General features: G+C 65.8%; 19 protein-coding genes and 1 pseudogene. 3 read left to right on the top strand and 17 right to left on the bottom strand.

What is annotated here, in order from left to right; all coding sequences use genetic code 11:
- Positions 1 to 128: 128 nt before the first annotated feature.
- Positions 129 to 1421 carry a magnesium transporter MgtE N-terminal domain-containing protein gene (locus LPA41_RS14700; protein ID WP_229070923.1) on the bottom strand — a complete coding sequence of 431 codons (1293 nt, stop codon included), beginning with the start codon at positions 1419 to 1421 and terminating at the stop codon, positions 129 to 131.
- A gap of 775 nt (positions 1422 to 2196) precedes the next feature.
- Here LPA41_RS14700 and LPA41_RS14695 point away from each other — a divergent pair.
- Positions 2197 to 3009 carry a DUF6082 family protein gene (locus tag LPA41_RS14695; RefSeq protein WP_229070922.1) on the top strand — a complete coding sequence of 271 codons (813 nt, stop codon included), beginning with the start codon at positions 2197 to 2199 and terminating at the stop codon, positions 3007 to 3009.
- 424 nt (positions 3010 to 3433) lie between these two features.
- Here the strand turns inward: LPA41_RS14695 and LPA41_RS14690 are convergent, their stop codons facing one another.
- From LPA41_RS14690 to LPA41_RS14640, 12 genes and pseudogenes are all read right to left on the bottom strand, one after another.
- A complete protein-coding gene (locus tag LPA41_RS14690) occupies positions 3434 to 4684 on the bottom strand; it encodes a hypothetical protein (RefSeq protein WP_229070921.1) in 1251 nt (416 codons plus the stop codon).
- A complete protein-coding gene (locus LPA41_RS14685) occupies positions 4681 to 5274 on the bottom strand; it encodes an RNA polymerase sigma factor (RefSeq protein WP_229070920.1) in 594 nt (197 codons plus the stop codon). Before LPA41_RS14685 ends, LPA41_RS14690 begins: the two co-directional genes overlap by 4 nt.
- A 556-nt stretch (positions 5275 to 5830) precedes the next feature.
- Complete coding sequence (locus LPA41_RS14680; protein ID WP_229070919.1) at positions 5831 to 6238, bottom strand: hypothetical protein; 408 nt, start codon at positions 6236 to 6238, stop codon at positions 5831 to 5833.
- Positions 6239 to 6245: 7 nt separating this feature from the next.
- Positions 6246 to 7070 carry an IS5 family transposase gene (locus tag LPA41_RS14675; RefSeq protein ID WP_229070918.1) on the bottom strand — a complete coding sequence of 275 codons (825 nt, stop codon included), beginning with the start codon at positions 7068 to 7070 and terminating at the stop codon, positions 6246 to 6248.
- 147 nt (positions 7071 to 7217) lie between these two features.
- A pseudogene (locus LPA41_RS14670) lies at positions 7218 to 7316 on the bottom strand (IS982 family transposase); the annotation flags it as partial.
- A gap of 78 nt (positions 7317 to 7394) precedes the next feature.
- Positions 7395 to 8372: a YaaC family protein gene (locus LPA41_RS43280; protein ID WP_374238161.1), complete on the bottom strand. Its 978-nt coding sequence runs from the start codon at positions 8370 to 8372 to the stop codon at positions 7395 to 7397.
- A 400-nt stretch (positions 8373 to 8772) separates the two neighbouring features.
- Entirely contained in the window at positions 8773 to 9546 is a 774-nt protein-coding gene (locus tag LPA41_RS14665) for a hypothetical protein (RefSeq protein ID WP_229070917.1), read from the bottom strand.
- Between the two features lie 952 nt (positions 9547 to 10498).
- Entirely contained in the window at positions 10499 to 11044 is a 546-nt protein-coding gene (locus LPA41_RS14660; RefSeq protein WP_229070916.1) for a site-specific integrase, read from the bottom strand.
- Positions 11045 to 11098: 54 nt separating this feature from the next.
- Complete coding sequence (locus LPA41_RS14655; RefSeq protein ID WP_229070915.1) at positions 11099 to 11686, bottom strand: hypothetical protein; 588 nt, start codon at positions 11684 to 11686, stop codon at positions 11099 to 11101.
- Positions 11687 to 11756: 70 nt separating this feature from the next.
- A complete protein-coding gene (locus LPA41_RS14650) occupies positions 11757 to 12137 on the bottom strand; it encodes a hypothetical protein (RefSeq protein ID WP_229070914.1) in 381 nt (126 codons plus the stop codon).
- A 74-nt stretch (positions 12138 to 12211) separates the two neighbouring features.
- Complete coding sequence (locus tag LPA41_RS14645) at positions 12212 to 12919, bottom strand: DUF309 domain-containing protein (RefSeq protein ID WP_229070913.1); 708 nt, start codon at positions 12917 to 12919, stop codon at positions 12212 to 12214.
- A gap of 76 nt (positions 12920 to 12995) precedes the next feature.
- Positions 12996 to 13421, bottom strand: a complete 426-nt coding sequence (locus tag LPA41_RS14640) for a hypothetical protein (protein WP_229070912.1) — start codon at positions 13419 to 13421, stop codon at positions 12996 to 12998.
- A gap of 40 nt (positions 13422 to 13461) precedes the next feature.
- Between LPA41_RS14640 and LPA41_RS14635 the strand changes: the two genes are divergently transcribed.
- Positions 13462 to 14124, top strand: a complete 663-nt coding sequence (locus LPA41_RS14635) for a metalloregulator ArsR/SmtB family transcription factor (protein WP_229070911.1) — start codon at positions 13462 to 13464, stop codon at positions 14122 to 14124.
- A 373-nt stretch (positions 14125 to 14497) separates the two neighbouring features.
- On the opposite strand, the gene LPA41_RS14630 is transcribed toward LPA41_RS14635, so the two are convergent.
- From LPA41_RS14630 to LPA41_RS14620, 3 genes are all read right to left on the bottom strand, one after another.
- Positions 14498 to 14830 (bottom strand): TraR/DksA C4-type zinc finger protein, encoded by a 333-nt coding sequence (locus LPA41_RS14630; protein WP_229070910.1) that lies wholly within the window; start codon positions 14828 to 14830, stop codon positions 14498 to 14500.
- Positions 14831 to 15162: 332 nt separating this feature from the next.
- On the bottom strand, positions 15163 to 16422 hold the full coding sequence (locus LPA41_RS14625) for a CdaR family transcriptional regulator (protein WP_229070909.1): 1260 nt from the start codon (positions 16420 to 16422) through the stop codon (positions 15163 to 15165).
- Between the two features lie 61 nt (positions 16423 to 16483).
- Positions 16484 to 16924 (bottom strand): hypothetical protein, encoded by a 441-nt coding sequence (locus tag LPA41_RS14620; RefSeq protein WP_229070908.1) that lies wholly within the window; start codon positions 16922 to 16924, stop codon positions 16484 to 16486.
- Positions 16925 to 17397: 473 nt separating this feature from the next.
- On the opposite strand from LPA41_RS14620, the gene LPA41_RS14615 reads away from it, so the two are divergent.
- Positions 17398 to 18669, top strand: a complete 1272-nt coding sequence (locus tag LPA41_RS14615; protein ID WP_229070907.1) for an IS110 family transposase — start codon at positions 17398 to 17400, stop codon at positions 18667 to 18669.
- Positions 18670 to 18686: 17 nt separating this feature from the next.
- Here LPA41_RS14615 and LPA41_RS14610 read toward each other — a convergent pair whose 3' ends face one another.
- Positions 18687 to 19160, bottom strand: coding sequence for a DUF4279 domain-containing protein (locus LPA41_RS14610; RefSeq protein WP_229070906.1), 474 nt, complete (start codon positions 19158 to 19160; stop codon positions 18687 to 18689).
- Positions 19161 to 19389: the final 229 nt, after the last annotated feature.

Here is a 19389-nt window from a genome sequence, read left to right as displayed (position 1 = left end):
CTACGCTGTGGCTCTCGGCCACCGCAAGGTCTGATGTTGTGTCCACAACGCACAGACGATCATGCGGTGGCCGTCCTCGTTCCCGCGGGATCCGAGGTCACCTCACGAACGGCGGCTGCCGTACTAGCTCAGCTATCGCGGCTCGGCGAGGATCCGGATGCGGCAGCTTGTCGTCGAGCCGATGTCGGTTTCGTGCGCCTCGTTGCGGTCCGCGGGGGAGCAGCGACAAACGGGAGGCTTTGCGGCGCGGGCACTAACAGTTGGCGCATGGTCGCGGCCCGTGGTGGCAACGTGAGGCTGAGTAGTTGGTTCATGCGTCGTGGCTTGCAACGGGCCAGGTATCTGGCTGCCCGCCGCGCGGGCAAGTTGGCCAGGACTGTTGCTGCCAGCTGTGCAGGCATCTCGACCAAGATCTGTTCGAGAGTGTCGTCCTCGGTTTCGGTCAGGATGAACGCCGCGCGGCTCGCGGGCATGGCGGCAATGAGCTCAGCGGCGCGTTGCTGTGGCAGGCCGGTCAGCAATCCTGATGCGGGGTCTGCGGCCATGGTGGCTAGCAGATTGGCGGCGCGGTTGGTGGGCATGTCGCATAGCACCGAGACGGCCCACTCGTACCTGCCGGTAAACAGCAGTTCCGTGGCCAATGCTGTTGGCAGTGTGGTCGTGATCAGCAGTGTCGCCTTCCAGGCCAGAGGCATCTCGGCCGCAAGGCTGTAGGCGATGTTGCGGGACAAGAAGGACAGCCACTGTGCGGCATCGTGGGTGGCCATGGCGGCAAGAACATGCCGGCACGCGCGGGCCGGCATCGCCTGCAGATGTTCCACCGCCATCGTCGGCTTTTCCGTCTGGAGTAGTTCGGCGGCGATGATGGGGGCCATGAGGGCGAGGCACTCTGCGGCGTGGCTCAACGACATGACGCTGAGTCGTTCGGCCGCTGCGCGCCGGTCGATGGTGGTGAGGCACTCGGCGGCCACGTGCGGCGCGAGAGTGTCGAGGTAGCTCGCTGCCGTCAGGGATGGCAGTTCCTCGATGATGCTGGCTTTTTCCGTGGCCGCGACCACCTGGCCATCGCGAACCTTCACCGGATTGGTCGGCCGCGCTGGGCGGGCCCGGTTTTCGGCGGCGCGCTGACGGGCCTGCGTCCAGAGGGGCAAGTCTTCGGGCGGGGCGCCGCAGGCTTGCGCGATGCGGTAGACCACCTCGGTGCGGGGCAGGATCCTGCCGGATTCAGCATTGCACAGCGTGCTGACCGGCAGCGCGGTCATGGCGGCCAGCGCCCGCAGGGTCAGGGGGTCGTCGGTTGGCTGCGGCCGTGGTACCCGCAGCCGCAACAGGCGCAGCTGACGTGCCAGTTCAGAGACTGTCCGGACCGACAGCGGGTTGGGCCGTTGTTCTGAGGCACTCAAACGGTCGTCGATAGGCACCGTCTTATTGTGCTCCAGGAGGTTCTACAGTGTTCCATCTTGTCCCACGGTGGAGTGGCGCGTCTGTCCGAAGATCTATGATTTGTGGCCGGACATCCTGTCCGCAGGTATTTCGAAGAAGCTTCGGGTTCGCATTGCTGGCGCACACGTTGTCTCCAACTTCAGTCCACGGTGCGACGGCGAGCTGCTGCGGCGCCATGGGCAAGCACGTGCGCTCGGGTGCCTCGAAGGAATGAATGCTGGCCGTCCCGTATTGACGAACGGCAGATCCTTTGGCTTCCGCGTCAGAGCTTCAAGGCGGCGAACCGAAGATCCAGCAAGGAAATGTGAATAGCGCACAACATGTGTGGCGTGTGCGGCCAACCAAATGATACATCTCTACATGAGATTGGAAGCGGGTGGCGGTCGTGTCGGATACGACCGCCACCCTGTCCCCGTACCTAACTTCAGTAGGAAGGAGACGCGGTGAATCCTAACCGCATTCCGCGCGCATCCAACACCGCGCGGCACGGTGTTACTCCTCCAGGACGGCGCACCGCACCAGATCCGGCCAGCTCCGGTCCATGACCGCAAGATCCGTGCGCCGTGGCTCCCCCTACGGCCGACGGAATCCATGCCTGGCTACGGCGCCGTGGATCAGCTGACGACGTTGTCGCTGATCACGGTCACTCTGCTAGGCGTCCCGGAACGCGCCTGTGCAGCGTGACGCCGCCCTGTTTTGCTGCAACCTCATGCTGGCGCTCCACCCTTCATGGTAAGCCGACGCACGCGATGGGTGAACACTGCATTCACCGTTTCTCCCTGCTCGGCTGCCGCCTTGCGCTACATTCACGAAACCTGGAATCCCCTTATGGCACCCAGAAACCGTCCCCGCACTCTCGGATCTCCGTATGCGATCGTCCTGGCCGGCGCGAGTGCATTGACTGCCCTGCTCGCCGTCATTCTTGTCTCTCCTCTGTTGCTTCTGCGCCTCCTCGGCGACAGAGACGACTGGATCACCATGTCCAACATCGGGCAGGCCTACGGCGGGATCTCGGCGGTACTGTCCGCAGCCGGCCTGTTCGGCATCGGCATCTCGGTACGACTGCAATTCCGTCAGGCCGCACTGATCACGCTGTTCGACGCCCGGCAGCGGCACATTGAAGTGATGAAGATGAGCATCGACGACCCCGAACTGCTCCAAGCCGTCGATCCTGACATCGCCACCTCGCCGCACTGCCGGAAAATCATCTACGCCAACCTCATGATGAACAGCTGGTTCGTCAACTGGAAGATCGGAGAAATGTCCGACGCTCAAATCCGGCACTACGCCTCACGGATGTTCACCAGTCCCATCGCACGCGAATGGTGGTCCACACATCGCGAGACCTGGGGAATCGGACTGCATCGCAGAGACCTGGCGTTCGTAGCGCTCGTCACGCAGGTTTGGCAGCAAACGGTGCCACGCCGTCGTGCCGTGCCGGGACAACGCTCGCCGTCTCGCGACGAGCAGACTATACGTCCGCCGCGCGTGCGGGCCGGCTCCGAGGCCCGCAGCCGCACGGGTAAGGCTGTCCGCCGCACGAAACCGACCAAGGCGGCATTCTGACATGATGCCGGATCCTGCGCCGCGGGCATCGCTTCGATCTGGAGTGCAGGTCGTCGTGGTGGACTACAGCGGCACGACCCGATCCTGCGGCGCAGGACAACCAACACTGCGAGAGCAACGGCGGCAGGGTTCCGGCGGCGGCCGGATGTGCCTTGCTGGGATGCCCACATTTCCGGCTTGCCGTACTGCTCATGATGGCCGCAGCTCCAGCGTCGCCGCACTGGCCCCCCGCCGCTGGAGTGTGAATGCCAGCCATGATGGGCTACGCCCCGCTTTCTTGGCCGCGAGGCGACGCCTGGCTGCCAGGTGCGGGTCCAGATTCGTCGCCGCGGACCCGGTGGGAACCCAGCGAGGCCCGAGCGCCGAGCGTGACGCGGCGTTCGGGCCTTCGTGTGGTGCTGGCACGATGATGTGCGGACAGGCGTTACGCCTGGCTGGCCTGTCGTGTGGTGCCGAGCGCGGACGGCGGGTGCCAGGACGCGTCCGTGCCGGCAGCAGGCCGGTGTTCAGCGGGCCGGCGAATACGCCTGATCAACGCCACCATGCATCCCATGACACGTTTCCCGGTGCGGTCACGAACGACGACGGCGGTGTGGCCTTGTTCGGTGAGCGCGGCGACGAGGTGCTCCGTGACACGGTGACCGTTGTCGTCGACAACCTCGAGCGTTTCCGCGCCGACGGTGCAGGCCATCGCCGTGCCGGAGATGGCGGTGTCATCGTGCAGCTCGGCTGGTTCAGCATTCTTGTCGTCAGTGAACGCGTGCATGTCCTCGATCAAGACCAGCGCCGACGTGTGAACGACGAAACCTGCAGCGGGCGCAGTGTCGAATGACCCGTCAGCGCACTGCGAATGAGTGGTTGCAGCATCCAACGGCGCCGGTGTGACACCGACGTCGGTTGGTGCAGGCAGCCTGTGTGGTGCTTGCGGGCTCGGCACCGAGCTGGGAGACCACACCAGTAGCGGGATCCCGCCCGCGGGCACCTGAGCGTCGCCGCTGCGGCTGTGGTCGGCGCCGCTAGGCGGCGCTACTGAAGGCAGAGAGGCCATGGTGTGAAGCTCCGAGATGGCGCCCGTCGTGTCATGCGCATCGTCGCCAGGCCAGACGACTTCGACCAGCAGCAGCACGGGTGTCTGTCCGACGTCGACAGCCCAGCTGTCGTTCGTCCATGCCCGCCCCAGGGCTTGCGCCAGAATTCCTGCGGCGTCGCGTTCGGCTGCGGCCACAATGGCGGCGGCCTTACGCTGCGCCTCGTGCACCGTCATGGCTGCCTTCTGGTCCGCCTGGTAGCAGGCGTCCCGCAAGATGGTCTCGGCGTCCTGGGCGGCGGCAGCCTTGCGTTGCTCAGCCTGGTCCTCGAGCTGCCGGGCCCGCAGTAGCGCGGCATCAGCGGCGGTTAGCAGCAGCTGGACATCTTCGAGACAGAGGCCGATCTCGGTGAAGGCCGGCATCCCTCCGGGCAGGTCGAGTTCATCTGTCACCAAGTGTTCCAGCGGGTCGGCAAGCGACGTGATCGGCGTGTAGCCGCAACTGATCAGGGCGTGGTGTAGACGTTGCTCGACCTGCGCGTCGGTGAGGTTCGCGATGCTCTCGTCGACCAGGTCGAGCAGGTCGGTGAACAGGCCGCTGAGCGTGCCAGCGCGGTCGTGGTCCGGGTCGGGGGTAGTCGTGGTCACTGGTCCTCCTTCCCCACGGCGGTGCTGTCGGCAGGTGACGGGTGAGCGCCTCGGTGGAAGCGGTCGGTGCGGGCGGGTGCCAGCCGGCTTCGGATGTCGCTGAGGGTGCGGCGGATCGCTTCGTAGGACCGGCCGAGCAACAGAGCGACTTCTTTGGGTGTTAAGTCGTCGAGTAGGTGGTGTACAACGATGCGTTGCGACGGCGTCAACAGGGTGAGGAGCTCGTGGACGCCCTCGATGCCACATTCCAGCGGTTCGTCGGCGCATCGTTCGAAGGTGGCGGCGAGGTATTTGTTCTGGCGGATGAGCTGGCGATGCTCGCGTTCCCGCAAGTTGATCAGGTTCGTGCGAACTGCTCGCCGTGCCCAGGCCAGCGGTTCGTGAACATCGTCCCAGGCCAGGAGCAGCTCCTTGAGTGAGTCTTGGACGATGTCGTCGGCGTCATGATGGTCGGCGCCGGCATGCAGGGCGTACACCACAAGCTTGCGGTAGCTGTTACGGAAGAAGACAACGAAGTCGTCAGGCGCGACGATGATCGCTTTGTCCGGTGACACGGCTGTCACCTCAGCAACCGCATTGTCGGCGTCCACTCGAGCCTTACCTCCATTCCGGTTCGGTGGCGGCGGCCATCGATCTGCGGACCTTCGCAACGTAGGGGACGCTGGAGCGTTGCTTGTGAGCCGAATCGGGGAAACTCACCCCATCGAGGTACAGCGAGCTTGTGCCCGCCGGCCGTCACAGAAAGGTCGGCATCCTCACCCATGATCACCGGTGCCGAAATGGTGCAACGCGATCAGCAGGAGCACCGCCCCGGTGAAGGCGCCACCACCGGTGAGAACTGCGGCACCGGGACTAGCGCCATCGGCGAAGGTCAGCGTGCCGGCTGCAGCGCCGACGAGCGTCGCGGCCAGCAGGATCAGCGCGAGCCAAACGGACCTCGGCGCTCGCGGGGGTTCGCCGTGAGGCGGGGCTGGTGTTGGCGTAGTCGCGTCCATGATCGACCTGCCATCCTTTCGTCGCAGCAATGCGTCGCCACGTAGGGGGAGCCGCCGCTTGGTTTGTGAGCGGGATTCCCTCGGACGCGGGACAGCACGCGGCTGGGCGATGTGCGTGGCGGCGCTGAGCCGCAGAGGGTGGTAGGGGAGCTTAGCTCCGTTTCGGGGCGAGGGTGAATATTCCGGGTTCGTTCTCGGTCAGGATCCCTCGGTGGACCATGCGTTTGAGTCGTGCTCGGGCCCCTTCGACGTGTTTCGGGGCGGGGTCGACGCCGACGGCAAGGCAGATGTCTTTAGCGCGCATCCCGGCCGGGTTCGCGGTGAGGACGGCGAGGATCTGCTGGTAGGGAGCGCTGGCGATGGTCGGGTCCTCGTCGGTGAACTGGTCGGCGGCGAGGTCGCGCAGGGTGGTGCGGGTGGTCGCCAGGTCGGCCAACTCGTTGTCGAGGCGGGAGAGTTCGGCGGTGAGGGCGGTGATCTGTTCGCGGAGCCGGTCGGCGGTTTGGCCTGCGGTTGTCTCGCGTTCGGCGATCAGGTCGAGGATCGCGGCCAGATGCATGGGCGGTTCACCGCCAGGTCGCGGTGACGGCGCCGGTCAACCTGCGCACGATGTTGGCGGTCGAGGCCCATAGGGTCCGCGACACCGACGATTCGGGCCGGCTCTCGTACTCGCGGGTCAGCCGGCGGTGCAGCATCAGGGTGCCGTTGACCTGCTCGACCAGCCACCTTTTCTTGACCGGCACGAACCCGGGCCGGATGTCGGATCGTTTGACGCCCTCGACGTCGATGCCCAGCACCGCGCCGTGCAGGGCGAAGTCCTGCTTGAACCCGGCATCGACGAAGGCGCGGGTCACCGTCGGGGCGTGTTTGGCGACCTTGTGCAGCAGACCGATGCCGACCTGGTTGTCGCTGACGCTCGCGGCGGTCACGATCACGGCGATGATCAGGCCGAGAGCGTCCACGGTCAGGCCGCGTTTGCGGCCAGGCACCCGTTTGCCGGCGTCCTTGTCGGTGGTGGCGGCGGGCACGTGGTTCGCAGCCCGGATCGACGGGGTGTCCAGGATGACCGCGGACGGATCTTCGGTGCGGCCGGCTTTCTCGCGGGCCTGGCAGCGCAGCAGGTCATGGATGGTCTGATCGGTGCCGTCGTCTCGCCACAACGCGAAGTAGTAGTAGGTCACCGCCTTCTGTGGCAGGTCGTGCGGCAGATACGCCCACTGGCAACCGGTCCGGTTCTGGTACAGGATCGCGTTCACGACTTCCCGAAGATCCTGCTCGCCTTGGCGTCCCGCGACCGAGATCCGCCGGGATCTCCAGGCGTCCAGGAACGGGCCGATCAACGCCCACTGCTCATCGGTGACATCGCTGGGATACCGCTTTCGATCCTCCATGACCAGCCAACGGTGCAGCTCCACGACCGGTCGTGACCGCGATTCATCTTTCGCGCCATCGAGTGATCACTATCTACGGCGAATCTGCGGAACACTCTCCAAACGGACCCAACGCATAGATCATCCTGAAGGATCTCGAACCGCCCTCTCAGCCGTGGCGAGCAGGTACAGGCGCATGCCCCAGAAATAGCGTGAATGGGAGGCGCTGTAGCCGTAGCCGGCACGCCCGGCCAGGTCCGAGCGTTTGCTCAAAGTGCTGGAGTCTAGGTTCCCCACGAAATCCCGGCGGACCTGCTGGTGTCAAGCATGCCTGAAGGAACCCTCTTACCGCAGCAGTCGAAGCGCGTGCAACAACATGCCTGGGATCTCCGAGAGTGCAGCATCTAGCAGCCGCTCTACTGCTACAGCCTCAGCGCACGCGTCGACATCAATCATCCGCGACCAAGATGTCGGCTCGTATCGGGCCATAGACGACAACGCTAGAAGGACCGCCCACCATGCCAGCACTGGATGCAGGCCCGATGTCATCCCGGGCATGGATGGCGTGATCAGATAGTCGTCGCGTCCGCTGTACTGGACTACCCCTAGTCCACTCATCGTTTGCAGGCCGTTCCGATCGTCCCAGTAAAATCGCAAGCTTGAGACTAGATCCGAACGGTCCCAACGAGCTTTGCCGTCGCCTCCGGTTTCCCAGCGAGTATTCCGCAGTGCGGGATATCGATCGAAATGGGCCTTAAGTCCTGCGGCATCGCTCCCGTAAGACTTTTCAACATCCGGAAGGATCCATGCCGCTCGAGCTTCGCAAAATGGTTCGTCACGAGGCCACGAGGGTGGCATAAAGGCGAGCACTGAGTGGATTGCGGCGGCCGACAGCGGAGGAGTGCCGGCAGGCAGAGGGACAGCCGTCCATAGTTCGCCAACCGTAACAGCGGCGTCTTCGGCTAGCGACTCTGCGCCAAGGCTTACTGCGAGGGCCTGAAACAATCCGTTACCGGTGGGTTTGACCGCAACATCGCCGATACTTGGAGCGGCGGAGACCATACTTAACCCATGACCGGTCACCTGCCACTGCTGGTTGCCGATTCTCGGCGAAGCCGCTACCAGAGCCCTGCTTCCCTGCGACAACGCGTAAAATAAATGCACTGGTCGAGTCGCATAGCCAGAGCTCTCCGCCGCTGCCAGGAACTGCTCACACTGCTCCAGCGAAGCCCGGAACATCGACCGTCGGCCTCCGCTAGTGGCATAGGCCGGCGGCTGGTACCGCAATGACCGCAAGTTTAGCCAAGCGTCGTCGCGGGCCATACACGCCTCCTACTATATGGGGGGAGCCAGTAAGTCTCTGGTCCATCACCGAGGGTACGGGGCACCTGTATTGGATGCCTTAGCTCGATTCCGCACGTGCCGCCGCAGACGGTAGATCGAGGCCCTGGCACAATGCAACGCGATAATTCCCAGTTGTTGTGGTATGCAGCGAGGGATCCCGACTGGTGGCGCGCCGGACGGGCCGGGCAACCGCAGACTGGCGGTTCCAGGGTTTATTCAACTCTCATTCCGCGGTGAGGCACGGGGCCGCTCAAAGACGGCGAAGCGGCCCCGGACTCGGCCCGGCTCGAACGGGCTGCCACCCTCTCCAACTACGGGTGTGGTCGCCGTAGCCAGACACCCAGATCAGGCGCCGCGCGTACGGACACGGCATCGAGCGCTAAACGAAGCCGGTTTCCTCCAGCCCATTCAGCGACGGACTTCCTTTCGATAGCTCGATGTGGATTAAGTGGCAGAGACTACGTCGCAACTGTGCGATAGTTAGGGTCGGCTTGTCGGGCGGTGCGGCAGGGAGAAATGAATCAGACATGTAGGAGACCCGGCGTTCGCCAGCATGAATAAAAGAGGACCGCACACCGTACGCATTCTTGAACGCTACCCGCACCTCGTCGGAGGTGGTGAAGAAATGCGTCGGCGACTCCTCTGACCACATGCCGCCGACCGCAGCACGCGAAAGCGAATCATATTGCCATTCATAGGTTCGGACAGGCTCTCGCCAGAAGCCAAGCGGTATGTTGGCGGCCGCATAGTTCGCAAATGACTCGGCAAGCTTTAGGTGCTTGAGATGGCGATCATCCAGAAGGCGCTCGCGAATTGCGGCGGCGTGATCTTGGTCGAGGTTGATCTGCGCCATGAACGCGTCCCACTCCTCAGCACCTGACCAGTCAGACCATGAACTGAACTTCTCACCGAACCGTTGCGCCAATGCCTCGATCCCGCCGACCAGGAGCGAAAATGCACCTGAGACGTCGCTTGGCAATAACAGGGTCGCGCAGTAGTGCATGTGAATTGCCGAACAGATCGTCTGCATGTCTTTCTGCCCGAGGCTTGTCACGCGCGTCGCAACGTCGAGAAATCTGCGATTCACCTGCTTCCACGGGGGCAGTGGGGCGTCCAGGATGGGATCGATCCGACCACCGAGGGGGACGGCCATGACCCCAGTTTCGACCCCTAGGAATATCTCTGGTACTACCTGGCACCGTCTCTCAGTCGCGAAGGTAAGTAACGCCCCGAGCAGTGCGTCAAACTCCGGCTGATCGAAGCTTTCCACCTTTACGGCCGGACGTATTGCACGGACCAGCGTCACGCCCAGAGGACTCGGCGACCCTGGATGATCGTGTCGTGACTGTGCCTCCGCAGCGAGAAATCCTTTACCATCGGCGGGTGTCAGGCCGGGATGGATTAAGCGCTGTGCCTCAAATCTCGGCTTCTTTTTCCTGCTTTGCGTCCGCAGCCCTTCCAGCCAAGCCTTGAGCAGCTTCGCACCAGTAGGGTCATCAGCTTTAATCAACGATCCCCGCCTGCCGTAGTGGTAGCGACAACCATACGATCCTACGCAGGGCCCCGCGTAGCACCTTTGGGGTATCAAACGGCCGGCTGGGATGAACGCATCTGCCGCCGCGAGCGAGATGCCGTAAGAGAAGATCAGATGCCGAGCAGCGGCCATCGCGGGGAGAGAACCGCATGAAGGTGCACCGCTGCCCGGCGCCTCAACAGGGTAGGCGCGGCGTATCACGGATGGCCCAGACCGTCAGGGCCGGCGTCGACCGGTCGAACCGAGCGTTATGAGTACCTCGACAGCACTCCAGCCCACCTCGACCATTTCCGACCCACGGCTCCTGGCGGCCGCAGTCGCCGCGTACCTCGGCCGGTAGCGCGGCCAATCGCGGATGCACACCGACTCCGACCTGAAGGTCTTTTTGCGCTGGTCGGCCGCCCAGCCACTGGACCCGCTACAAGCAGCACGGGTCGACGTCGAGCGTTACGTGCGCTGGCTGCAGGATGTTCGCTGCTACCAGCGTCAACGGTGTCCCGCCGACTGTCGGTGGTGATCGGCTCTACCGGGTCTGCGTCATCGATCAGATCCTGCCGCATTCGCCGGCCGACTACGTCCGCCGACCCCTCGTTCCGCCCGAGTCGCCTACGCTGCAAGGTTTCAGGTCCGCGCCGGCCTCGTGGGCGAGGGACGCGGCGCCGTGCCGCAGGTCGTGCAGCCGGACCGGTGGTAGGCCGGCCCGTTCCGTAAGTTTCCGGAATCGGGTGGTGGCGTAGCTCGGGTTGATCGGTTCGCCGTCCTTGCGGGTGAAGACGTAGCCGGAGTCGATCCATGCCTGGCCGTTGCCGTGGCGCTTGTCGCGGTGGGCGAGCTGGCGGCTGCGGTGGGCGCTCAGGATGGCGACGGTGTGTTTGTCGAGGGCGACAGCGCGGCGGCCGGCGGCGGTTTTGGGTTCGCCTTCGACGACCTGGTAGCCGGCGGTGGTGCGTTGGCGTTCGACGAACAACAGTCCGCGGTCGAGGTCGACGGCCGCCCACCGCAGTCCGCAGAGCTCCCCGCGGCGTAGCCCGCGCAGGGCGGCGAGCCACCAGAACGCGAACAGCGAGTCCTCGCCGGTGGCTTCCAGGAAGACGGCGAGCTGCGCGGCAGTCCACACGGCGACCGTCGGGTGTTCGCCGGTGAGTTCCCAATGCTCGACGCGGCCTTCGGTCTAGACCTGGGCATGCGGGCGCCGGTAGCCGACGATTTCGATGTGCCGGGCCGGGTTCGAGTCGATCAGCTCCTCGCGGACGGCGAGGTTCAATGCCGCCCGCAGGGTGGTGCGTAGGTGGTTGAGCGCGGACGGCGACTGCGGCTTGCCCTTGCTGTTGGTGGTCTGGGCGATCTCGGCGAAGACGGCGCACAGCAGCGGACCGTCGAGCTGACTGAGCCGGTAGTGGCCGAGGCGAGGAATCAGGACGAGTTCGACGTCGCGGGTGTAGTGCAGCCGGGTGGTCGGCCGAATACGGGTGCGGGTGTCGAGCCAGTGCCGTAGCCACCGTTCGAGCGTCCAGCCGGCACCGGTACGCCGGGCGGCGCTGTCGGCCAGAGTCTCGTCCCGCGCCTGCCGGGCAGCGGCCTGCGAGAGGTAACCGCCCCGGCGGATCCGTTCGGAACGGCCGAACAGGTTCGGTGCGGAGCAGTGGAAGTACCAGGACCCGTGACCACGCTGGGCCAGGCGGGAACAGTTCTGCTCCAGCCGCTGCCCGCGGCTGTTGCGGCATCCACATCGCTTGAAGGTCTTGCCGGTGCTGGCCATCGCGTTGTCCCTCCTGGTCGAGCTCGTTATGCCGAGCTTGAGGGAGAAAGGCGCGCAGTGGTGTCACTCGTTAGGGGGGCGTAGGTAGACGCGGTTGCTTTGGGTTGTCGAGCGGTATTTCGGCCCAGACGACGACGCCGGTGGTCGTCGGATGGGTTCCCCAGTTGTGTGCGCGGGTGGGCTGTGTACGCGATGGATTGCCGTCGGCAGGCGCACGTGCGGGTGGAAAACCTTGAGCGACAACCTCGATGAGCAGGGTGTTGTCGTGGCGGCTCAAGATGAGTTCGCTTCTTCGCCCGGTGCCTTCGACGTGGTGGACGAGTTCGGTGACCATCGTGAGGGCATCGCTGACCCGGCGCGGTGTGAGCCAGCCTTCGAGATATTCGCGGGTCGCCTTGTGGATGGCCGGGTGGTCGGTGCTGTCGGTGAGCGACAGCCAGAGTGAGTTCACGGAATCGGTTTCCGATCGTCTTCGGTGCAGCTCGGGAGCGGTTGGTGAGGTTGGCGGGGGCGTGTTGGTTGTTGTCAGGCGGTGAGTCGCGGCATCGGGATGTCACTGGTGTTGTTGTCGCTGATTTGGGCGGCTTCCGTGCGCGCCCAAGCGCTCAGCCGACCGGCGGCAATGCCGTGTGGGGCGCGGTGTTCGTACGGGTTGATCCGCTCTGCCGAGCGCTGGAGCAGCCGGGCGGCGCCGGTGATGTTTCCGCGGCGGGCGTGGCTGAGGCCGACCGCCAGTTGTGCGAGGCCGCGCCATAGTTCGCGTTCGTCGGTGGGAGCTGCTTTCCATGCCGCCTCGAGGACGTCGTGGGCGTGGAAGGGCAGGCCGTCGTCCAGAAGTTGTTGTGCTTGCTGGAGTGCGTCGGCGGGTGTCAGGTCGAGATCGTCGGGCATGGTGGGGACACCGCCCTGGGCACCAGGTTGCAAGGGGCGGCCGAGGGCGTCGCGGGGCCGCGCGTTGCGGGGCCTGCCGATGGTGTCGCGATCCCGTACGACGGACTGCGGTTGCTGCGCCGGGCGGTGTGCGGGTGTGAGGTCGTCCTCGCTGCTGTCCCGTTCGCCGAGGTACGCGAGCAGGGCCGGGCTGGTGCTCGACATACGATCGACTTCCTCGCCGGTGTCGCAGGTCAGCAACGCGATCGTCACCGTGTCGGTACCGCGTGTCAGGATGCGCCATCGGCCGCCGGACTCCTGCCAGCGGCGCAGCTGGGCCAGTGCGGTGTCGTCATCGTGCATACCGGAACCTTTCTGCAAGGTTGAAGTCGTGGTAGCTGTCAGCATGACACTGACGTCGCAACGGTGGGCCGCCTATTCATCCGGCCAGCAGCAGCACGCCGGCGGCCAGCAACGCCGGGGCCTTCACCAGTTCGAGCGCCACATAGGCCAGGTGCGCGTGGGATCTCTGGATGGTGTCGCCGCGAAGGACGGCGGCCGTGCGTCGATGCAGGCGTGGCCGGACCGCGATCAGCTGTGTGATCAACGCGGCCACAGCGATGCCGGACAGGATCAGTGCGGAACGGGGATAGCCGGCTGTCATTGCGGCGATCACCACCACGGCTAGGGCCGCTTCGGCGATGTTGAGCGCCCGGAAGACCAGCCGGCCGATGGACAGGCCGACCGCGAGGGTGACGCCTGGCGCACGGAATTTCAGGGGAGCTTCGAGGAACGAGATAGCCAGGATCATGCCGAGCCAGACAAAGGTCGCCGCTATTCCGGTCGCGGCCGTAGTGGAGCCCACCATTCGAGTTTATCCAAACGTATCTTGTATAAAAGGGGATGTGGCAGAGAACCCGCCGGTGCCGGGCCGACGCGCTGAAGTCCTGCGCCTCCTTACTGCCGCACCGGAGCCCGTCGGGGTCGCGGCGATCGCGGGCCGGCTGCGGGCCCATCCCAATACGGTCAGGTTCCATCTCGACGCCCTGGTCCGTTCTGGTCATGCTGAGCGCGTCGCGGGTCACGAAGCCCGCCCCGGCCGTCCTCCGCTGCTGTTTCGGGCCCTGCCGGGGCCGCAGGCCGCGGGGCCGCGCGACTACCGGTTGCTGGCCGACATGCTGCTCGCCGATATCGTCGCCGGCGTCGATCCCGTGACCGTAGCCAAGCAGGCCGGGCGGCGATGGGGCCGCCGGATCGTCGAGCCGACCCAGGATGCTGCGACACCGGCGGCGGCGAAACGGCTGCTGGTCCGGGAACTGGATCGCGTGGGATTCGCCCCGCACACGGTGCACGCCGACCGGACGGTCGATCTGGGCAACTGTCCCTTCCTGGAAGCGGTGCACGCCCACGGGCGGGTGGTCTGCGACTTGCATCTCGGCTTCGTCGAAGGCGTTCTGAATCGGCTGGGCGCGCAAATCTCGGCCGTGGAGCTGATCCCGTTCGCCGAGGCTGGTCGATGCCGGCTCGTCCTGTCGGCCCCGGGCCACGGGCTCCCTGCTGCAAGATGACCGTCCCGTCGTGCCGCGCGGAACGTGCCGCCCAACGGACAGCAACGTCACCGTTCGCCGATCCGACGACAGTCTCCCTTGCGGTCATGACGCCCCGTCCGCCGGCGGCTGATCCCGGCGGTGACCCCACGGGGCGTGACCACCGATCTCGGGTTGACCGTGAATCACCAGTTGGCGGGCGGGTCGCTGGCGGGAAAGGAGTCCTGGCCCCAGACCTCGACGATGTCGACGTCATCGGCTCGCCAATTCGGGTTCGGTGCGGTGTGCGGCGCTGGTCCTGTTGCGGTCCCGATCGCTTCGGTACGCGTGGATCGTGTCTGGTTTCCCATCGTGGTTCCTCCGTTGCGTTCAGGTAAGAGCAGCCGGGGTTGGGCTATACCTGGCAGACCGTGCACCAGCGGGTGGTGGGCCGGGCCCGTATCCGGTCGGCTGCGATGATGCAGCCGCACTGTTGGCACATGCCGTAGGTGCCCGACTCGATGCGCCGCAGGGCGGCTTGGATGTCCTCGACGGCGTGCCGTACGGCGGCCATCCGTACCCGGACGAGGTCTTCGTCGCGCTCGGATTCGCCGGCCCGATCCGGATTGGGAAAGGCGCATCGGGCGAACGCCTGGTGCAGCTGGTGCACTGTCAGGTCCCAAGCCAGCGTATTGACGTCGCGCTGTTCGTCTCGAATGGCGAGCGGCGGTGCCGTCCGTGTCGGCATCGGTCATCCTCCTTGGACTCGAGGGGCTCGGTGTCGTGATGCATGGAGGGCTTTCGCGACCTCGGAACTGACGACCATGCCGACGCGCTGCCGGTCCGCCGTGCCGATCGGGCGGGGGAACTCATCGTCTTCCTCCTTCGGCGGCGTGCTTGATGGTGCGCGACTGCCGGCGCGAGCCGACTCGCGGAACGGACGATGGGAGCGTCAGGTCCGTTCCGCGTCTGCTGTATCCACTGTCGTCGTTGGCGCGGCTGCAGGACAGGCGCCGCGAGAACCATTGTCACGCCTGTTGATTGCTAGCGTCGGCAAGCAGACGGTCGCGCGGTCGTTTGTCAGCCTGCTGCGGGTAGTGGTTGTTCGGGCCAGTTGAGGGCGCGGGCGCCGAGTACGGCTGCTTGCAGGGTGAATCGGTGGGCCGGGTCGGCCGGGTCGTAGCCGGTGAGGGTGTGGATGCGTTCGAGCCGGTAGGTGACCGCTCGTACGGAGATGTGGACGCGTTTCGCGGTTTCGGTGGCGACGCCGCCGGTGTCGAAGTAGGCCTGCATGGTTGCAAGGAGGGGTTCGGCGCCGCCGCGTGCCTGGGTCAGCGGGTGGAGCACGGCGTGCACGAGTTCGACGATGGCGGGCTGGTCGCGGAGCAGGACCCGGTAGATGAGCAGGTCCCGGGCGTTGACCACAGGGGTGGGTACGCGGAGCCGGCCGGCCATGGTCAGTGCTTCGCGGGCTTCCTCGTAGGAGCGGGCGATGCCGTAGAGGCCGGGGTGGGGCCGGCCGACGGCGATGCGCCAGGGGCGACCGCGCGGCAGCCTGCGGAGCTGGTCGTGCATCAGCTGTCCGAGGTCGTTGCGGGTGTCATGACCGTCCGGCGCGTTGTCGGAATCCGTGGCTTCGGCGGGGGCGAGGACGACCAGGAGTCCGTCCTTGGTCGCGACGAGCACGTCGCGGTCCCCGAGCCGGTCGAAGATGACCGCTTCCAGAGCGGTGATCGCCGCGTCGGTGTCGGGCAGCCGCCGGCTCGGTGCGGCCAGGGCGACCTGGTGGACGCGGGCGAGGTCGAGGCCGAACGGTTCAGCACGGCCGACCAGGGCGCCGAGGTCGGAGTCGCCGCGCAGCAGGTCGTCGATGAGTTCGCGGCGCAGGGTTTCCTCGCGGCGGACCAGGTCGCGGCGGGCGACGGCGTAGCCCTCGGCCAGGGTGGCGACCGCGTCATCGACGACCTGCAGCACCGCGGCCGCGGCGGCGCGGACGGCTTCACGGTCGCGGCTGCGTACGACCTCCGGCAGGTCCTGCCACAGCCGGCGGGCGGCGGACAGGTAGAGCTGCACTACCCGGCCAGCGGAGATGCCCTGTTCCGCCGCTTTGCGGCCGAGTGCCTCGACCGCGTCGAGTTCGGCACGTTTGGGTTTGCGGCCGGTGATGGCCGCGTCGGCCAGCAGCGGCAGGTAGTCGCCGAGCAGCGCTACGGGCACGTTGCCGGCGTCACGGCTGGCGCCGGCGGCGACGTCGGCGAGCCACTGGCCGTCGGCGTCGTCCGTCGTCCGTCGCTCGCCGGCCGCTGTCGGCCGCGGGTCGCGGCGTGCACCGTCGTTCACGTGTGCTCCCGTTCAGTGGTCAGACAGGCTCAGGCATTGCCGGTCGTGGCGACGGTATACGTCATCTGCCGGCCGCCCGTACAGGTTCGCGGTCGTCGGCCTGTCGGTGTTCATGGTGATCGACGGGCCTGTGCTCGACGGCGGCGGTCTCGGTGCTGCCCCGTCCGGTTCCGTTCTGCTCCGTGGCCTTGCCGATGCCGCCGAGCTTGTGGTGCAGCGTGTCGATGAGTCGCAGCAGTTCCACCGGGAGCGGGAAGATCAGCGTGGAGCTGCGTTCGGAGGTGATCTCGGCCATCGTGGACAGCACCCGCAACTGCATCGCGGCCGGATGTTCTTCCAGCACCTGGGCGGCGCGGCCCAGATCGTCGGCGGCCTCGAGTTCACCGGCGGCGTGGATCACCTTGGCTCGCCGTTCACGTTCGGCTTCGGCCTGACGGGCCATCGCCCGGCGCATGGAGTCAGGCAGTTCGACGTCCTTGACCTCGACCAGGGTCACCTTCACCCGTTACCTTTTTGGTCGTCCCCAGCCGGGGACTGCTCGGTCGCTCGGTCCGGTATGACTTACTGCCCCTAATAGAGGGCGAACGGGGTGCTCGGTGAGATTCCTGGACGTCTTTACTGCCCTTGATCTATGAGGTCTCACGACAGACGGACGACGGGAAATCGAGCACCTCGTGTCGGCGGTCCGGAGACGTCGCGCTGACGCCTGGGGTCAGTTGGACGTTCAGTCCTTTGGGTAGACCGGCGCGTTGTCGGCGTGTCCGGACCGCCGTCGCTCCGCTCGTAGAGGCAGGTTGCTGTTCGTGGTTCGAGCCCGCCCGCACGGTCGATACCTCATTCATGCTGAGCCGCTGAGCTCTGACGCAAGACCGGGGATCGTGCGTGTCGCTGGGATCGCGAACGGCTCATCGGAGGGTAGGCCCAGAGCCTCGCTATTAGGTCGCCGCGCGTTCTCGCCAGGGTTCTGACCAGCCAATGCATCGCCTGATAGGGCAGATCTGGGGAGGAGGGCCGCTGGTGCAGGTATTTTGTGGCATCGATTGGGCCGAAGGACATCACGACGTGGCCTTGATCGACGAGGCCGGACAACTGGTCGCCAAGAAGCGGGTCAAGGAGAGCGTCGAAGGATTCACACAGCTCGTCGAGATGCTGGCCGCGGCAGGCGACAGCGCAGACACGCCGATCCCAGTCGGGATCGAAACACCTCGTGGCCTGCTGGTTGCGGCCCTGCGGGAAACCGGACGACCGGTGTTCGCGATCAACCCCATGGCGGTAGCCCGCTACCGCGAACGACACTCGGTGTCGAGGGCGAAGTCGGATCACGCCGACGCGATGGTCCTGGCAAACATCCTGCGCACCGACCGTCACGTGCACCGGGCACTGCCGGCCGACAGCGAGCTGGCCCGCGCCATCGCCGTCCTGGCCCGCGCACACCAGGATGCAACATGGCAGCGGACCAGAGCCGTCCAAGAACTGCGCTCTGTCCTGCGGGAGTACTACCCCTCGTTTCTCGAAGCGTTCGCAGGCAGCACCACCAACCTGGCGACGCCATCCGCCCGAGCAGTGTTGGCGATCGCGTCGACGCCATCCGCTGGCGCCCGGTTGACGAAAGCCCAGATCGCGGCCGCGCTGCGCCGAGCCGGCCGACAACGCGGTATCGACACGGCCGCCGCCGACCTGAAGCAAGCGCTCCGACGGTCCCAGCTCCGACAGCCGCCGCTGATCGAGCAGGCCATGGGCGTTCAAGCCTTGGCGCTGCTCGCCACCTTGAACAACGCATGCGACAACGTCGACCGGCTCGCCGAGGCAGTCACGGCGGCATTCCAACAGCACCCCGACTATGAGATCCTTGTCAGCTTCCCGGGGCTTAGCGAAACGGGCGCCGCCCGGGTGCTGGCAGAGATCGGTGACGACCGAGCCCGATTCAGCGACGCGCGTGCGTTGAAGGCCTACGCCGGTTCGGCACCTGTCACGAGGGCATCAGGCCGCAGCATCTCGATCACCCACCGTCGGATCAAGAACGACCGGCTGGCCGCCGCCGGATTCGTCTGGAGCTTCATGGCCATCACGAACCACCCACCAGCGCGGGCCCATTACGACCAACGACGCGACCGCGGCGACCGACACCCGGCCGCCCTGCGACACCTGTTCAACCGACTGCTCGGCCAGCTCCACCACTGCCTGACCACCGGCCAGCTCTACGACGAGGCCAAGGCGTTCGGCACCTTGGAAGAGGCCACCACCTGATGGACACATCGTCGAGATCAGTAGCCGTACTCGTCGACGTCTAGCTCAGCGTGGGTGAGCTGGAGGAACGTCAAGGTCCGGGCATTCAGACGCCAGCCCAGCAGGGAGGGCTGCTCCAGCGGCTCGGCCGGAACGTCGACAGGGCGGCTGAGTTCCTCAGCCTTAGGTGCAGGATGTTCAAACACCCGAACGACCTGCATGGTCGCTGCACCCGGCATGCCATCAATCCGGTCGAGCTCGGTCGCGACGTCGCCGATCATCGGGGCGTATGCGAACAGCCGATCAACGATGCTGGCGATCTGCTCTTCCACCGTCAGCCCTGGCTTACGGCAAACGATCTTCCAGCTGTGAGAAGCGGGTCGCACAGGTTCCACGTGACGGCTGCCGCGTGTCACGACCTCATCAGGATCAATCAGCAACCGCGCGGTGATCTCAGCGGCCGACACCTGATTCGAGGAGAGCGCGAAGTAGGCGTACTGGTGCACGAGCATGCGCCGGACATTACTGATGGCAACACAGCAAGGCCCACGAATAACCGCTGGGACTTGACCCTTCGCGCTATCGGAGGTCTGTCGTACGCATGATCCGGGGGGTGTTGTCGCCGGGCCGGGTGGCGTCGGGAGACCGCTGATAGGGACCCGGCCACCCGAACCTGGGTAGGTCTCTCCGTAACGTGGCTGCCGGCAGTCCGACGCTGTGACCAGCGGCCGAGCCCATGGT

The sequence above is a fragment of the Actinoplanes sp. DH11 genome, from assembly GCF_020873875.1.
Classification (GTDB): Bacteria; Actinomycetota; Actinomycetes; order Mycobacteriales; family Micromonosporaceae; genus Actinoplanes.
This window is presented reverse-complemented; position numbering and strand designations above follow the sequence as displayed.

What these genes read in the sequence shown, in the direction of transcription:
- LPA41_RS14675 (WP_229070918.1), bottom strand. Translation starts at nt 7,070, where the DNA reads ATGGAGGATCGAAAGCGGTATCCCAGCGATGTCACCGATGAGCAGTGG.
- LPA41_RS14645 (WP_229070913.1), bottom strand. Translation starts at nt 12,919, where the DNA reads ATGCACGATGACGACACCGCACTGGCCCAGCTGCGCCGCTGGCAGGAG.
- LPA41_RS14680 (WP_229070919.1), bottom strand. Translation starts at nt 6,238, where the DNA reads ATGCATCTGGCCGCGATCCTCGACCTGATCGCCGAACGCGAGACAACC.
- LPA41_RS14615 (WP_229070907.1), top strand. Translation starts at nt 17,398, where the DNA reads ATGCATCGCCTGATAGGGCAGATCTGGGGAGGAGGGCCGCTGGTGCAG.
- LPA41_RS14610 (WP_229070906.1), bottom strand. Translation starts at nt 19,160, where the DNA reads ATGCTCGTGCACCAGTACGCCTACTTCGCGCTCTCCTCGAATCAGGTG.
- LPA41_RS14655 (WP_229070915.1), bottom strand. Translation starts at nt 11,686, where the DNA reads ATGGCCAGCACCGGCAAGACCTTCAAGCGATGTGGATGCCGCAACAGC.
- LPA41_RS14665 (WP_229070917.1), bottom strand. Translation starts at nt 9,546, where the DNA reads ATGGCCGTCCCCCTCGGTGGTCGGATCGATCCCATCCTGGACGCCCCA.
- LPA41_RS43280 (WP_374238161.1), bottom strand. Translation starts at nt 8,372, where the DNA reads ATGGCCCGCGACGACGCTTGGCTAAACTTGCGGTCATTGCGGTACCAG.
- LPA41_RS14630 (WP_229070910.1), bottom strand. Translation starts at nt 14,830, where the DNA reads ATGCCGACACGGACGGCACCGCCGCTCGCCATTCGAGACGAACAGCGC.